General features: G+C 61.0%; 17 protein-coding genes. 11 read left to right on the top strand and 6 right to left on the bottom strand.

Annotated features, from left to right (window positions below; translation table 11 throughout):
• Nucleotides 1-126: 126 nt before the first annotated feature.
• Nucleotides 127-612 (bottom strand): phasin family protein, encoded by a 486-nt coding sequence (locus tag R8L07_16140; protein ID MDW3207069.1) that lies wholly within the window; start codon nucleotides 610-612, stop codon nucleotides 127-129.
• Nucleotides 613-1,004: 392 nt separating this feature from the next.
• Here R8L07_16140 and R8L07_16145 point away from each other — a divergent pair, with 392 nt between their 5' ends.
• Nucleotides 1,005-1,781 (top strand): peptidase, encoded by a 777-nt coding sequence (locus R8L07_16145; GenBank protein MDW3207070.1) that lies wholly within the window; start codon nucleotides 1,005-1,007, stop codon nucleotides 1,779-1,781.
• A gap of 3 nt (nucleotides 1,782-1,784) precedes the next feature.
• Here R8L07_16145 and R8L07_16150 read toward each other — a convergent pair whose 3' ends face one another.
• Nucleotides 1,785-2,504 carry a hypothetical protein gene (locus R8L07_16150; protein MDW3207071.1) on the bottom strand — a complete coding sequence of 240 codons (720 nt, stop codon included), beginning with the start codon at nucleotides 2,502-2,504 and terminating at the stop codon, nucleotides 1,785-1,787.
• 205 nt (nucleotides 2,505-2,709) lie between these two features.
• Here R8L07_16150 and R8L07_16155 point away from each other — a divergent pair, with 205 nt between their 5' ends.
• Both R8L07_16155 and R8L07_16160 read left to right on the top strand, forming a co-directional pair.
• A complete protein-coding gene (locus tag R8L07_16155; protein ID MDW3207072.1) occupies nucleotides 2,710-3,870 on the top strand; it encodes a D-alanyl-D-alanine carboxypeptidase in 1,161 nt (386 codons plus the stop codon).
• A gap of 112 nt (nucleotides 3,871-3,982) precedes the next feature.
• Nucleotides 3,983-4,705, top strand: a complete 723-nt coding sequence (locus R8L07_16160; GenBank protein MDW3207073.1) for a GNAT family protein — start codon at nucleotides 3,983-3,985, stop codon at nucleotides 4,703-4,705.
• Here R8L07_16160 and R8L07_16165 read toward each other — a convergent pair.
• The 3 genes from R8L07_16165 to R8L07_16175 all read right to left on the bottom strand — a co-directional run bounded on the left by R8L07_16165 (nucleotide 4,702) and on the right by R8L07_16175 (nucleotide 5,961).
• On the bottom strand, nucleotides 4,702-5,397 hold the full coding sequence (locus R8L07_16165; GenBank protein MDW3207074.1) for an aspartyl/asparaginyl beta-hydroxylase domain-containing protein: 696 nt from the start codon (nucleotides 5,395-5,397) through the stop codon (nucleotides 4,702-4,704). The genes R8L07_16160 and R8L07_16165 overlap by 4 nt on opposite strands.
• Before the next feature lie 34 nt (nucleotides 5,398-5,431).
• The gene (locus tag R8L07_16170) at nucleotides 5,432-5,602 is read right to left on the bottom strand and encodes a hypothetical protein (protein MDW3207075.1); all 171 of its coding nucleotides are present in this window, start codon (nucleotides 5,600-5,602) and stop codon (nucleotides 5,432-5,434) included.
• A 65-nt stretch (nucleotides 5,603-5,667) separates the two neighbouring features.
• Entirely contained in the window at nucleotides 5,668-5,961 is a 294-nt protein-coding gene (locus R8L07_16175) for a hypothetical protein (protein MDW3207076.1), read from the bottom strand.
• Between the two features lie 397 nt (nucleotides 5,962-6,358).
• Between R8L07_16175 and tssB the strand changes: the two genes are divergently transcribed.
• The 8 genes from tssB to R8L07_16215 all read left to right on the top strand — a co-directional run bounded on the left by tssB (nucleotide 6,359) and on the right by R8L07_16215 (nucleotide 14,306).
• The gene (tssB, locus tag R8L07_16180; GenBank protein MDW3207077.1) at nucleotides 6,359-6,883 is read left to right on the top strand and encodes a type VI secretion system contractile sheath small subunit; all 525 of its coding nucleotides are present in this window, start codon (nucleotides 6,359-6,361) and stop codon (nucleotides 6,881-6,883) included.
• 65 nt (nucleotides 6,884-6,948) lie between these two features.
• Nucleotides 6,949-8,400 (top strand): type VI secretion system contractile sheath large subunit, encoded by a 1,452-nt coding sequence (gene tssC, locus R8L07_16185; protein MDW3207078.1) that lies wholly within the window; start codon nucleotides 6,949-6,951, stop codon nucleotides 8,398-8,400.
• Nucleotides 8,401-8,453: 53 nt separating this feature from the next.
• Nucleotides 8,454-8,942 carry a type VI secretion system tube protein Hcp gene (locus R8L07_16190; GenBank protein MDW3207079.1) on the top strand — a complete coding sequence of 163 codons (489 nt, stop codon included), beginning with the start codon at nucleotides 8,454-8,456 and terminating at the stop codon, nucleotides 8,940-8,942.
• A 33-nt stretch (nucleotides 8,943-8,975) separates the two neighbouring features.
• Nucleotides 8,976-9,521 carry a hypothetical protein gene (locus R8L07_16195; GenBank protein MDW3207080.1) on the top strand — a complete coding sequence of 182 codons (546 nt, stop codon included), beginning with the start codon at nucleotides 8,976-8,978 and terminating at the stop codon, nucleotides 9,519-9,521.
• Between the two features lie 37 nt (nucleotides 9,522-9,558).
• On the top strand, nucleotides 9,559-10,029 hold the full coding sequence (gene tssE / locus R8L07_16200; protein ID MDW3207081.1) for a type VI secretion system baseplate subunit TssE: 471 nt from the start codon (nucleotides 9,559-9,561) through the stop codon (nucleotides 10,027-10,029).
• Nucleotides 10,030-10,032: 3 nt separating this feature from the next.
• A complete protein-coding gene (tssF, locus tag R8L07_16205) occupies nucleotides 10,033-11,847 on the top strand; it encodes a type VI secretion system baseplate subunit TssF (GenBank protein MDW3207082.1) in 1,815 nt (604 codons plus the stop codon).
• Nucleotides 11,811-12,881, top strand: a complete 1,071-nt coding sequence (gene tssG, locus R8L07_16210; GenBank protein ID MDW3207083.1) for a type VI secretion system baseplate subunit TssG — start codon at nucleotides 11,811-11,813, stop codon at nucleotides 12,879-12,881. The genes tssF and tssG overlap by 37 nt, the downstream gene beginning before the upstream one ends.
• Nucleotides 12,882-12,980: 99 nt before the next feature.
• Entirely contained in the window at nucleotides 12,981-14,306 is a 1,326-nt protein-coding gene (locus R8L07_16215) for an FAD-binding oxidoreductase (GenBank protein MDW3207084.1), read from the top strand.
• Here R8L07_16215 and R8L07_16220 read toward each other — a convergent pair.
• Complete coding sequence (locus tag R8L07_16220) at nucleotides 14,303-15,082, bottom strand: transporter substrate-binding domain-containing protein (GenBank protein ID MDW3207085.1); 780 nt, start codon at nucleotides 15,080-15,082, stop codon at nucleotides 14,303-14,305. The genes R8L07_16215 and R8L07_16220 overlap by 4 nt on opposite strands.
• Nucleotides 15,083-15,148: the final 66 nt, after the last annotated feature.

A 15,148-nucleotide genomic window follows, 5' to 3' on the forward strand; every position in this document is an offset into this window, starting at 1 on the left:
GACGCATAGTGGCAACATGGTGGAAAATGCCCGAAAAGAATTCAAGGAAAAGGCCCGGTCACGAGGACCGGGCCTTTCCTGAAAGCATTCGCCCTGCTTATGCGGGGCGGATGATGTCGGTGCCTGTTAGGCGGCAACCGGCTTCATCATCTTTTCGACGACGACGTTGAAACGCGCCTGGATCGGCTCAACCGTCTCGTTGGCGACCTTCAGGGACATTTCCGAAACCTTCGTGCCTTCGGCGACGAACGCGTCGAACTGCGTGCGGGCCAGGTCCGACTGGATTTCGACGACGTCGTTGATCGTCTTGGCCGACATCAGCGCCTTGGCGGCGTTGACGTTGGATTCGGCCTGCGACTGGGCGAAGGCGAAGAAGGTCTTGCCGAGGTCTTCGAAACCCTTCGCGAAGACATTGCCGGCCTTCACGTAGGCGTCGACATTGTCTTTGTTCAGCGTCGCGAACTCGTCATAGCTCTTCAGCGCGGCGGAAGAGGCCTTTTCGACCTGTTCCTTCGTCGCGGCAACAGCCTGCTCGACGGTCTGCTTGCCAGCGGCAACAGCTTCTTCGATCGGCTTGGTGTCGACGGTCGGGGTCTTTTTCGCGGTGGTCATGTTCGTTACTCCTGTTTCACTGGTGTCCGGGCGCGAGGCCTGTCGGACCGGGGCCTATCGGAAGGACCGGACCGCCCGGCGCCCTCCTTGTCGGTGCCACATCCCAGCGGGTTATGCTGCACCGCAACAATTTCATGCAGCGGTATATGTGATAGGTTGTTATTCGGGTCAAGTTATATTTTTGTGCACCGCAACAATTTTCTGTCGACAGCCATTAATTCAATTTTAATTTCAGCGTTTTATCGTATGCGATCGTTACGTTGTGTCGCAGCGGCTTAACGGTGGCGAAGGGGCGGATAGCGGCTCTTGGCCGGCATTGATTGCGATGGACCGCGACGCGGGAGTCCGACTAAAATGGCGGATCGCAGCGGTCGCGTATGGAGATCCCCTGAATGACATATTGTCTTGCAATCAAGGTAGAGGACGGGTTGGTCTGCCTTGCCGACGGTCGGATTACGGCAGGAACGCAGGTCACCACGGCCCGCAAGGTCGAATTCATCGGACCTGCCACAACGCCGGTCCTGACCATGACGTCAGGCCTCAGGTCCCTGCGGGACAAGACCCTGGCCTATCTGAAACGGGATCTGCGCCGCAGTGATATCAAGGGGTATCCCTCGATGCTGGATGCGGTGGAGGCCTATTGCGCCGCGCTGCGCCGGGTTTTCAACGAGGACGGCGAAGATCTGGAAAGATCGAACCTGAAGTTCAATCTTCATGCGATCGTCGCCGGACGGATGCCGGAAGACGAGGAACCGACGGCTTACATGGTCTACCCGGAAGGCAACTGGATCGAGATCGACAGCCGTACGCCCTATCTGTCGATCGGCGAGACGAGCTACGGAAAACCGATCCTGGATCGTGCGCTGAACGCAAAAACCGATCTGGCGACCGCCGCGAACCTTGCCTACCTGTCCTTCGACTCGACCCGGATCAGTGCCGCCGATGTCGGCTTCCCGATCGATCTGATCACCTTTTCTCAGTCGGATGGGCGATGGCGTGAGGCGCAGTATCATTACGACGACATTATGGTCCAGCGGCGCTGGTGGAACGAAAATCTGACCCAACTGGCGATGCAGATGCCGGAAGCGCCCTGGAAGAATGCCCTTATCCCCGGCGCCGCCGAAATGGCGGCACCGCTGGCCCTGGTAAAGGACGAAGACCGGAAATAGGATTCAGTTGACCAGCGTGACGCCGCGGGGACCGACCTGCATGTTGTAGAGTTCCCGCCCGTCGGTCGGCGTGTTGCTGCCGGTCCGCCCCATGAAGCGGTTGAAGGTCCGCCGCTCACCGTCTGTCGGAGGCGGGACGACATCAATGGCGCTGTTGTCGACGGCGAACAGGACATCCGGAAAGTTCAGACCGGCGAATTCGGCGTCCGGGTATTCCCAGACCTGAAAGGAAAACGCGCTGTCCCTGCAGCCCGCGACCAGCCAGGCAAAGGAATGGGACGCAATTTTCCGCCCGACCGGGGGCGGTTCGGTCGACCATCCCGCCGCGAGCAGGTCTTCCCGGATTGCGTCCAGGTCCGCCTCGGGGAGCGTGGTCACGGAATCATAGGGCCGGAAGGGCCGGGAAGGATCTTCGAACAGCGGCAGCGGAAACCATTCGCTGGCGGCCACCTGCAGGACGCGGGTACGCAGTTGCGGGGCCGGGGCCACATCGGCATCGATGTCGTATATGCGAACCTGGATTTCCCGATCGGCCAGATAGGTCAGACGATACCGCTCACGGCCGCTGGCCTCGCATTCCGCTGCAATGTCATCACCACTGATGAAGGAGAACCACGTCGCCCGACGCTGGGCCGGATTGTCGATTTCGCCATCGGTCGTGCAGGCGGCAAGCAGTCCGGCAATGCCGGCGGTAAACGCAAGAAGCAGGGCGTTGCGGCGCATGATAATACGTTCCGTTCCTCTGTTGGTGACGGCCATTCTGATATGGCGGTCCGCGGATCAACCGGCAATTGGTTTTTTGGCCTCGTCGATTTTTGTAATGGACATAGTGAGTTACTTAAAGTATTAAAGATTCGCGTTCAAATGGGGGACGGTTTTATTCGCCCCTTAGGACTTAGGAAGAAATCCGAAAGACTAAGGTGACGCCGTGAAAGTCATAATCGCGTTTTTCCTTTCCGTGGCGATGTTTGTCGCCGTCGCGCCGCAGGAAGCGGCGGCCCGATACGCATCGATGGTGATCGACGCGGATTCCGGCCGCGTCCTGCACGCGGTGAACGAGGATACCCGCAACTATCCGGCCTCCCTGACGAAGATCATGACCCTCTACATGGCGTTTGATGCCTTGAGGTCGGGCCAGATCTCTCTCGACACGAAGCTGAAGGTATCGCGCCGCGCGGCCGGCATGGCGCCGTCGAAACTGAACCTGCGCCCGGGCGACACGATTACCGTCGAGGACGCGATCCTGGCGCTGGTGACCAAATCCGCGAATGACGTTGCCGTTGTCATTGCCGAAGGTCTTGGGGGAACCGAGATCGAGTTCGCGCGAATGATGACGGAGCGTGCCCGCCAGATCGGGATGAGCCGCACCACGTTCCGCAATGCCAGCGGGCTGCCCAACCGGCGCCAACTGTCGACCGCCCGGGACATGGCGCTGCTGGGCCTTCGCATTCGGGAGGACCACGCGGCCTACTACGATTACTTCGCGACCACCCATTTCAAGTTCGGCGGTCGTACCTACAAGAATCACAACACCCTGCTGTCGTCCTATGAGGGGACAGATGGCATTAAGACGGGCTATACCCGCGCCAGCGGGTTCAACCTAGTCGCCTCGGTGGAGCGCGAAGGCTATCGCTTGATCGGGGTCGTGTTCGGCGGCAAGACCGGCGCGTCCCGGGACAAGCATATGAAGACCTTGCTGGACAAGGGCTTCGCAAAGCTGTTCGAGAGTGATCTGCGCCAGAACGAAATGGTTGCGCTGAATGTGCCTGCCGGACCGTCTGCGGGCCCCATCGAGGATGACCTGCCACAGGGCGATGCTGCGGCCGATATCGATCTGACCGAATTGCAGGCAACCAAGTGGACTATCCAGGTCGGCGCTTTCAGCCGATCCGAGCCGGCCCGTACGGTTGCCCAGCAGGCCGTGACGCGGCTGGGGGCGATGGGCGAAAACCGTGTTGTCGTGGTGGATAGCGCCGGCAGACTGCACCGATCCCGTGTAGCCGGTTTTGACAAGTCCAGTGCGTTTGCTGCCTGTCGTTCGCTGAAAACACAGAATATGGACTGCATCGTCTTCGCGCCGCGAAACTGATGCCGGCGGCCGCGCATAGTGGCCTCATCAACCCCGTCTTTCTGGCCCTTTGTCGACAGGCCAATGCTTGGTATCCGGGGCGTGTTCGCGCCCCTGTTACGAAAGCACGCCCGTGACGCAGCACACCAATGAATACGGCCAGCCCATCGGCTTCTCCGTGCCCGACTTCAAACCGCCGGCATGGCCTGGCAACGAGCCGATGACCGGCCGGACATGCCGGGTCGAGCCAATCAATCCCGACCGTCATGCCGCCGACCTCTTTGCGGCAAACCGGACGGCGCCCGATGGCCGGTTCTGGTCCTATTTGCCCTACGGCCCGTTCGACACGCTGGAGGATTATCGATCCTGGATGGATTCCGCCTGCCTGGGAGAGGATCCGAAGTTCCACGCCATTATCGATCTGGCGACCGAAAAGGCCGTTGGGGTGGCCAGCTATCTTCGGATCGATCCAAAAGCGGGGTCGATCGAGGTCGGTCATATCAATTATTCCCCATTGATGCAGCGCAGCCTGGTCGCGACGGAATGCATGTATCTGATGATGGCGCGGGCCTTCGACACGCTCGGGTACCGGCGTTACGAGTGGAAATGCAATGCCGCGAATGCGGGTTCGATGAACGCGGCGAAGCGACTGGGCTTCACCTATGAGGGCACATTTCGGCAGATGAGTGTCGTCAAGGGACGGAACCGCGATACCGCGTGGTTCTCGATTCTGGACCGGGAGTGGCCGGCCGTGAAACAAGCCTTTCAGACCTGGCTTTCACCGGACAATTTTGATGCGGATGGGCGTCAGAAACTGCGACTGTCCGAACTGACGGCCGCGGCGGTTTCTGCCTAGCCGAATTTCGGGGGCAGAGCCGTTTGCATCGGTACACCCGGGTTTGGCAGGAAGTCGATCAGGATGTTGACCCGGGGGCGGGGACTCCTGTTCCGGACGCTATGCTGCTTTCGATTGTTGAAATCGTAGGCGAAGCCGGGCTGCATCCGGAACTTCTTGCCGTCCACCTTGTATTCCGTTCCGGGGGTGGTGATCAGTGGGATGTGGAGACGGTGCGCGGCGGCGGCATGGGCCTGGCCGTCAACATGCGGGGCGATCTTGCCGTTGGGCACCATCTCGACAATCGCAACCCGGGTCGCGATCCCGCGCGGGGCGTTCAGATAGGAAGTCGCCTGGTCGACCAGGGGGCCGATGACCGGGCCGAATGTCTTCCACTGGGGGAAGACATTGACATGCCCCTGGTCGGTTTCCGCCTCGATCTCTGGAAGCAGGTCGTCGGTCGGGACGTTCTCCTGGCGGCACCACGCCTCTACCAGTTCCCGCATCGTGCGCATGCCCCAGGGCTTCTGATAGGGAAGCCAGTTGTACTTCAGCATGATCGCACGGGTCGTGTTGCGATGAGGCGACGCCGCCATCAACTCCTGCCGGATGCGATTGGTGTTCCAGTCCGCATCGGTCAGGTTCTGCAACAGGTCGAGAGCCGGTGCGATGTCGACCGGCCCCAGACGGCGATACGGTACGCCGATATCCATGATAACGCCTCTTAACCGGTGGCCCGCCTACGGATCAGGACCCGGCATCCTCCGTCGGTTCTTCCGCGACGTCGGTGGGCATGTTCTTCTGGATCAGATCCAGAATCTTCACGGCCAGATCGTAGGGCATTTCCATCTGGATATTGACCTTCAGGGAGTGGGGCAGGGTCTCGCTGCCGTTGAATTCCAGCACTTTGTCGGACATGGCGTTCGCTCGATCGTCAGTTGTTCAGTTCATGGCTTCAGGCGGGTCAGGTCGGACGGACCGGATCACGCCTTCTTTTCGTCTGCGCCCTTGGCGGCGGCTTCCTTTGCAGGGGCGGATTTCTTGACCTTGGCTGCCTCGGCCTTCGCCGCCTTGCGTGCGGCGGCCTCCGCCTTGCGGCGTTCGGCTTCCTCCCGCCGGCGCGCGACCTCTTCCTCCTTCAGTTTCCGGTCCTTGTAATCGTGAACCGTCGCGAGGATCTGCATGGCCTGTTCGTGCGGCAATTCCAGGTCGAGCCGAACCCGAATGCTGCCGGTCGCCGTTTCCGTGCCGATCAGTTCGATCACTTCGTCGCTCATCAGTGCCCCTGGCCTCCCCTTGGTTTCATTTTGGCACAGCAGTCTAGGCGGAAACAGGTTGTATCGCCAGCATAACGCTTTACGCCATATTTTCAGGGGGTTAAGCTCGATTCGAAAGAGAAATAAATAGCGCGCCCTGATTCGAGTAGTCCAGACAGGTGCTCGCAAGGCGATTCAAGTAACGAAATCTGAAAAAAACATAGTGCGTGGAAACTCTTGCAATAGTAACCGACTTTCATTTACCTTGTCTTGCGAATCACCCTGACGTGGTGCGAATCGGCCTCGGGCCGCGCGTTGTCGGGGAAGCGAGTTTGGCCTGAAGTCGACACTGGGCCGCCCGCGCCCGTCCGGATATGATCGGGGTGCCGTGGGGGCGGACCGATGAAGGGGGACATCGATGTCCGATAGTATACAGCACAAAATCGGCCGGGTCCGCCCGCCGCGTGTCCAGATCACCTATGATGTGGAGATCGGCAACGCGATCCAGATGAAGGAACTGCCCTTCGTCATGGGCATCATCGCGGACCTGTCCGGCAAGCCGGAAGAGCCGCTGCCGAAAATGAAGGATCGCAAGTTCGTCGAGATCGATCGCGACAACTTTGGCGATATCCTGGCCGCGACCAAGCCGCGCCTCGCTTTCCAGGTCGACAACAAGATGGCGGACGAGGACAGCGAAGACGGCGGCAAGATGAATGTCGAGCTGAATTTCCGGTCGCTGGAAGATTTCGAGCCGGTGCAGATCGTCAAGCAGATCGAGCCGCTACGGAAGCTCTATGAAGCCCGGCGCCGCCTTGAAGACCTGAAGACAAAGCTGGACGGCAACGACGATCTGGACGCGCTGTTGCGCAAGATGGTCGAGGACGGCGACACCCAGGCCGAGGTCAAGAAGCTCCTGGAGGAATCCAAGGGCGACGAGGAATAATCCGGTCTAGTGCCGGTTGGCGGGCTCCGGTCCTGGCGACGGGGACCCGATAAAGGGGAAGCAGGATGGCGGAAGAAACCCAAGAACTGAATGTTCTCGATCAGATCATGGTCGAGGGCAAGCTGGCGCGGGATGAAGGGCAGAAGGCTTATGCCCGCGACCTGATCGGTGAGTTCATCGATTCGGTGGTCGAGAGCGGCACGGATGTCTCCAACGACACTGTCGCGGCGATCAATCAGAAGATCGCGGAAATCGACGCGCTGATCACCGATCAGCTGAACGAGGTGATGCACCATCCGGACTTCCAGAAACTGGAGGCCAGCTGGCGCGGCCTGCATTTCCTGGTGATGAATACCGAAACCGGAACTCAGCTCAAGCTGCGTCTGATGAACGCCTCCAAGAAGGATGTTCTCGGCGACCTGGAGAAGGCCGTCGAATTCGACCAGTCCGCGCTGTTCAAGCAGATCTACGAAGAGGAATACGGGACCTTCGGCGGCTTCCCCTATAGCTGCCTTGTGACCGATTTCGAATTCGGCCGCCATCCGCAGGATTTCGCCCTGATGGAAAAGCTGGCGGAAGTCGCTGCGGCGGCACATGCGCCGATGATCGCGTCAGCCGGTCCGCGCATGTTCGACATGGACAGCTTTACCGACCTCGGGACACCGCGCGATCTGGCGAAGATTTTCGAAAGCGCCGAGATGATCAAGTGGCGCAGCTTCCGGGACAGCGAAGACAGCCGCTACATGGTCCTGACGCTGCCGCACACCCTGATGCGTCTGCCCTACGGCCCGGAGACGATCCCGGTGGAGGGGATCGGCTTCACGGAAGATGTCGATGGCCGCGATCATTCCAAATATCTCTGGGGCAGCGCGTCCTGGGCCCTGGCACAGCGCATCACCAATGCCTTCTCGCTCTACGGCTGGACCGCGGCGATCCGCGGCGTCGAGGGCGGCGGCGTGGTGAAGGGCCTGCCGACCCATACCTTCAAGACCGACGAGGGCGATATCGCCCTGAAATGCCCGACCGAGATCGCCATCACGGATCGGCGCGAGAAGGAACTGTCCGACCTGGGGTTCATTGCGCTGTGCCATTGCAAGGGCACGGACTATGCCGCCTTCTTCGGTGGTCAGACCGCGCAGAAGCCGAAGAAGTACAATCTGGACAGTGCAAACGCGAATGCGGCGCTGTCGGCACGGCTGCCCTACATCCTCGCCGCATCGCGGTTCGCGCATTATCTGAAGGTCATCATGCGCGACAAGATCGGCAGTTTCCTGACGGCGGCCAATGTCGAGGAATACCTCAACACGTGGATTGCGAACTACGTGCTGCTGACCGACGACGCGCCGCAGGGCACCAAGGCGCGGTATCCGCTGCGCGAGGCCCGCGTCGATGTGCGTGAAATTCCGGGCAAGCCCGGCTGCTACAACGCGACCGTTTTCCTGAAGCCGCATTTCCAGCTGGAAGAACTGACCGCGTCGGTTCGTCTGGTAGCGGAACTGCCGCCGCCGGCCGCTTAATCGGGCCCGATCGGGGCACAGGGGAAACTCGGCACTAAACAAGGAAGGCCGCTATGGACGTTCTGGTGATGAAGATCGACGGCATCGAGGGTGAGGCCACGATCGAGAAATATGAGAAGCAGATCATGTGTCAGAGCTTCTCTCATTCGGTTCACAACCATCTTCACACCGACGTTTCCAACGTCGGGCGTGCCCGTGGTCGTGTCGAGCACACGGATTTCACGATCACGAAGTATGCGGACAAATCCAGCCCGCTGCTGAACTACAAGTGCTGCATGGGGGCCAATCTCGGAACGGTGACCTTCACCGTACTGCGTGCATCCGGTCAGGCCGCACATACGCCGCAGATGATCTATACGTTGGAGAATGCAATGGTCTCCAACATCGCGATTGCCGGTGGTGGCAACGACTCCCCGGTAGAATCGGTCAGCCTGAACTACACCAAGATCAAATGGGAAGTGAAGGTTCAGTCCGAGGATATGGCGGAGCCGGGCTCGATCGCGTCGGAATGGGACGTTACGGTCAACAAGGGCGAAGGTTAATCCGGCCTTCATCGCGGACAGGCGGGGTGTCGCATGGGTGCCGAACTGAATTCTGGACTGAGCACGAGCGACATGCCTTCCTATGTCAGGCGGTCGTTCAAGAGCAGCCACGCAAAGCGCGTACACCTGAAAGCCGGTATGATGCTGTTCACGGTGTCGCGCCGCGGGAATTTCTCAGGTTCGGCCTCCTTGGGCGGTGTCCCGGAGTTCTGGTCGCCATACAAGAAGTTCAAGCACGATCCGGGCTTTCAAGCCCGCGCGGAGATGGCCAGAACCGGCGGCATGAAGTCGGAAGAACTGTTCGGGGAAATGTCCGCCTTCTATGGCAAGCATGCGGGCGGACGTTATGCGATTGTCGCCAAGCTGAGGCGCTCTTGCTATGCCTTTTTCGGACCGATCCGACGCCAGGGAAAGTCTGCGGCGCAGATCGCGGCGGCCACGGGTTCGGCTGCCTCCGGCGGCGGCGCGGCGGCACCGGGGTCGGAGAAGAATTTCGTCGGGTATCAGCTCTATATTCCAAATCTGGAGGAAGGGGCGGATATCCTGCGGGTTCGCAAGCACGATCTACTGAACCTGTAATGCCTCCCCGGGCCCGACGGCCCATTGGAGGAGCGGTATGAGACCCCTACGCACCAAATCGGGCGCACTGGCCCCGCTTTTCGACCGGCTGACGGATGAAGACCCGGGGGTGCCGAACGAGCCGGTGCCGCGGCGCTACCTCGACCTCGACGGGTTGGCGGAATCCGTCCAGAGAGAAATCCAGGTGCTACTGAATACCCGCTGCGGATGGGGCGAATCCGACATCGACTACGATAACCGGGGAGTGCCCGATTTCGGACTTGTCGACCTGTCGCATCTGTTCACCGCGAATGTGCAGGACCGCAGAAAGGTTGCGCGCCACGTGGCGAAGACCATAGCGGCATACGAGCCAAGGCTGTTGAATGTCGCGGTCGTGGTGGAGGCGATCCAGAAGGAAACGGGCCGCCTTGATCTGAGAGTTGAGGGCGGGCTGCGGTTCGGTGAGGCGATCGAGCCGATCTCCTTTCCGATCCGCGTGGACGGTACGGCAAGTTCGGAGGGGGCATAAGCCATGGCGCGCGGGACCCGCGATGAATTGCTGGCCCACTATCAGCGGGAGTTGGGCTATCTGCGCCGCATGGGGCAGGCGTTTGCCGAAACCTATCCGAAGATCGCGGCACGGCTGGAGTTCGGTGGCGCGGAATCCCCGGACCCCCATGTCGAACGGCTGATCGAGAGTTTTGCCTTCCTGACGGGCCGCATTCAGCAGAATATCGACGCGGAATTCCCTCAGATTCCGCAGGCACTACTGGGTATCCTCTATCCGCAGTTCGTCGACCCGGTGCCGTCGATGACCATCGCGCAGTTCAATGTCGACAGCGCCCGCGGCAAACTGACCGATGGCTATGAAATCCCGAAATCGTCGGAACTTTTTGCGACCGCACCCAACGGCATGACCTGCCGTTTCCGGACCTCCTATCCGGTAACGCTATGGCCTGTCCGCGTAGAGGATGCCGCGATCGAATCCACCGATCGCTATGATTTCCTGGACAGTCGTGTCGACGTCAATGCGGTGCTTCGCATTCGGATCCGGACGGAAGCCGATGCCTTGCGCGACCTGGGCATGGACACGCTGCGTTTTCATCTGCATGCGGATCGTGTGCTCAGCGATGCGATTTACGAGCAGATATTTGTCAATGCGCGCGGCGTTGCGCTGATTGCGGACGGCAAGACCAAGGCGCCTGTTGTCAGGCCTCCGAATGCCATACGCCCGGTCGGGTTCGAGCGGGACGAGGCCATCATCGAGGTTCCGTCGCACGGGCAGCCGGCTTATCACCTGCTGCGTGAGTACTTCACTTTCCCGGACAAGTTCCTGTATTTCGATGTGTCGGGGCTGTCGGCCGCCGGGGCCGACAAGGAGCTGGATATCCTGATCCTGCTCGACACGCCGCCACCCAGCAGCGTTACCGTCGAAGCCGAGAATTTCCGATTGTTCTCTACGCCCGTCGTCAACCTGTTCCGCAAGACGTCCGAACCGATCCGGATCGACGGACGCGCGGCCGAGTACCGGCTGATCGGGGACAGGAGACGGGAACTGACGACGGAGATTCATTCCATCGTCAGCGTTACGGCCAGCAATCAGGAAGAGGCAGAAGCCTACAGGGTCGAGCCCTTCTTCTCGTTCAACCATGCTGCCCATAGCCGAAATGCCCGCGCGTTCTGGTACGCACGGCGCGACATGACCGGTCGGTCGGATATGCAGGGAACGGATCTCTATCTTTCCTTCGTGGATCTGGACTACCGTCCGACCAAGCCGGCGGCGACGACACTTTATGCCCATACCGTATGTACCAACCGTGGGCTGGCGGAGCAGTTGCGGGCAGGCGCTGTGCTGCAGACGGAGCTTGGCGCGCCCGTGTCATCGATCGTGGCACTCTACAAACCGACACCGCAGATCGAGCCGCCGGTCGGCGGAGAGACGCTGTGGCGCCTGATCTCGCATCTGTCGCTGAACTACCTGTCGCTCAGTCAGTTCGACGGTTCGCTGAAGGCCTTGCGGGAAATACTGCGGCTCTACACCAACGACGCCGCCCCCGGTACGGAACAGCAGATTAACGGGATCGTGGAGATGCAGTGCCGTCGTGCGGTCGAACGCATGGGGCCCGACGCCAGGCGCGGGTTCGCCCGCGGTGTGGAAGTGCACCTGACCATGGATGAACGGGCCTATGTCGGGTCCAGCGCGATCCTGCTGGCATCGGTCCTGGACCGGTTCCTGGGACTCTACGCATCGATCAATTCATTTTCCAAGCTGGTCGTGCATTCGGTCCAGCGTGAAGGAGTGTGGAAGGCATGGCCGCCAAGGGCAGGCGATCAACACCTCCTCTGATCGAGGAACTGCGAAACCGGCCGTATCGCTTCGACTTCTATCAGGCTGTGCGGATGGTGGAACTGTCGCACGGCGTCGGGATCGATCCCGATTCCGGTCGGACTGCGCTTGGGGAAGGGCCGGATCCGCGGAAGGAGGCGGTGCGCTTCTCCTCGGATCCGTCGCTCGCCTTTCCGCCGAGCGCGATCAAGGACTATCTGCCGCGTGACGGCGGACGTCCCGACGACATGACGATCCGATTCCTCGGGCTAGCCGGTGCGTTGGGGCCACTCCCGCGCCCCTTCACGGAACGCCTGATCCGGCGCATCGCGAAGAAGGACACGGCGTGGCGCGCCTTCCTGGATGTCTTCAACCATCGTCTCGCCTCGCTGATGGTGCGTGTCCGCAAGGCCCACCGGATCGGTCTGGACACCCGACCGCCCCATGAAACGCTGATCGCGAAACTGCTGCGGTCGTTCATCGGGCTCGGCACCCGGGGGTTGCGTGACCGGATGTCGGTCGATGATCGTGCGCTGCTACGCTATTCGGGATTGCTGGTACATCGGCCGAGAACCGCGTTGGGGCTTGAGCGGATGATGCAGGATTATTACGGCCTGCCGGTCCGGGCGCGTCAGTTTATCGGTGAATGGGTCGCTCTGGAAGAGGGGCAGGAGACTGTCCTTGGCGGAAAGTTGCAGGGCCTTTCCGGGCGCAACAATGCCTTGGGCACGCAGGCTTTCCTGGGCAATCGCTACTGGGATCAGCAATCCGGCCTGGAACTTCAGATCGGACCCCTGGACCGCGAAATCTTCGAGAGTTTCCTGCCCGGCGGTCAGCGCTATACGCCGATGCGGTCGATGGTGATGTTCTATGTCTCCCCGGAGTACAATTTCACCGCCCGCCTGATTGCGGCGCCGTCCGCGGTCCCTGCCAGCCGTCTCGGTAGCGATCTCCGGCTTGGCTGGACCAGCTGGCTGCGCAGCCGGGACGCCGAGAATGCGGATAGCCAGGTCGTTGTGAAGGTCCGTGACCGGAGCGCCGTCGCCGCACTGTAAGACGCTCCGTCCTCACCATGCGGGAACCTGCCGCGCCGCTTGCGGTCGTCCCGGACTCCCGCCTATCGTAGGCATCCTTTCCGATGCAGCAGGTTCCCCATGTCCCCACCAGTCGATCCCGTCACCCCGAACGATACTGTGCCGTCCGAGGTCGACGTTGTCGTGATTGGCGCGGGCATCGTCGGTGTCTCCGCAGCCTGGTTTTTGACACGGCGCGGTTTGCGGGTGGCCCTGTGCGAAAAGGGCGTGGTCGGGGGCGAGCAGTCCTCGCGAAACTGGGGGTACTGCCGACAGCAGGGCCGCGATCCCAAGGAATTGCCGCTGATCATCGAATCCATGCGCATCTGGCGCGGACTTGATGCGGAAATCGAGGCGGAGACGGGCTTCGTTCAGACCGGCGTCATCTATGTCGCGAATTCCGAAAAGGACATGGCGAGCTACGAAAACTGGCAGAAGATCGCGGGTGAGTATCAGCTGGATACGAAGACGCTCAACCGCCAGGGTCTCTCGGATCTGCTGCCGAAGCTTGAGGCGGATTGGCCCGGCGCCCTGTGGACGCCCAGTGACGGCCGCGCCGAACCGTCCCGCGCTGCGCCGGCCATAGCACGCGCGGCGCAACGGGAAGGGGCTACGGTACTGACAGGGTGTGCCGTCCGCGGACTGGAAACGACCGGTGGAAAGGTCTCCGCCGTCGTGACGGAGAAGGGGCGCATCAACTGCAATGCCGTGGTCCTGGCCGGGGGGGCCTGGTCGTCGCTGTTCCTGCGTCGGCACGGGGTGGAGTTTCCGCAGTTGAAGGTGCGTTCTTCGGTCATGCGGACCAGCGAAGGACCTGAGGTGACGCCGGGCGGTCTGTCGACCCCGGAATTTTCCATCCGGCGTCGCAACGACGGGAAATACACACTGTCGCGCGGCTTTCACTCGACCTTCCATCTGGTACCGGACGCGTTCCGCTGGTTTGGAAAATTCTGGAACGCGTTTCTGGCGGAACGGGGAAGTGTGAAACTGCGCCTCGACGGCGCATTCCTTCGCGACCTTCGAGAGGACAAGGACTGGTCTCTGGAGTCAGAGACCCCGTTTGAGCGCAACCGGGTTCTCGACCCGCCGGCAGATCGAAAAATCCTGGATGCCGGCCTGGAGGACTTCCGCAGGCGGTTCCCTGTCCTGAAGGACCTCAAGGCGGAGGAATACTGGGCCGGCATGATTGATGTAACGCCCGATGCAGTGCCCTGCATTGCGCCAATCGACCAGATTCCAGGCGTCGTCCTTGCGTCGGGCTTCTCCGGTCACGGGTTCGGAATCGGGCCGGGCGCCGGGAAACTTGTGTCCGAGATGGTTTCGGGCGCGCCAACCTGTGTCGATCCGACTCCCTTCCGCTACCAGCGGTTCTTCGATGGTACGCGATTGGCCCCGGCGGAAGTCTAACTGACCGGTGTGTGCATCGACACGATGCCGTCGAGGACGCCGGTTTCCCGGGCCTTCGTGATCAAGCCGTTTATGCGCCGCAAAAGTCCGGCGCAGGGGGAGCCGCGGGCGATGACGAAATGCACCGGATTGATGGAGATCGGTGTGTCCAGCGCGGTCAGGCGGTCCCCGCCGGTCAGCTGGGACGCCCAGTATTTCCCTGTGAAGTAGGGAAGAACCCCGTAGTCGACGCGATCCCTCAGGATCATCCGCAAGACCTGCTCGTGCTTCTGGACTTCCTGGAGCGGCAACTTGCTGCGGTGGCGTTCGAACCGCGCGCCCCATCGCGCGCCGAGAAGGGCGGCTCCAAGCCGCCCGTTCAGGTCCTCAGGAGCGGAAAAAGGGAACTCTTCTCCTTTCTTGACGAACACGCTGACTTTGTCTTCGGCGAAAGGAATCGTCAGGAAACCGCGCCCTTCCCAACGTTCTGAACCGTTATAGACCCCGGCAATGACGTCGAGGTCACCATGGTCGAACAGCATTTCCGTTCTGGCCCAGGGAACGCGCTCGCCGAAAACCACGGGAACTTGAAGCTCGTTCCCGATCCAACGGATCAGATCGTAGGCAATGCCCCGTGCCTCATTCGAATCCGCATCGCGAAAGGCGTAGGGGTACCAGAGGTCCGCTCCACCAACGCGTATCGCCGCGCAGGATCCGTCGGCCATCGCATAACGTGACGGCGCCACAGAGACCGCCAGCACCACAAGCAGAAACACTATGGCGAGGTGACGAGCCATTGATTTCATCCCCCTTCGCTTCGGACCGTCGCTGGATGCCGTGGTCCGTCCCCCACCGGGATCAGC

Source organism: Alphaproteobacteria bacterium, from assembly GCA_033344895.1.
Classification (GTDB): Bacteria; Pseudomonadota; Alphaproteobacteria; order UBA8366; family Aestuariispiraceae; genus Pacificispira.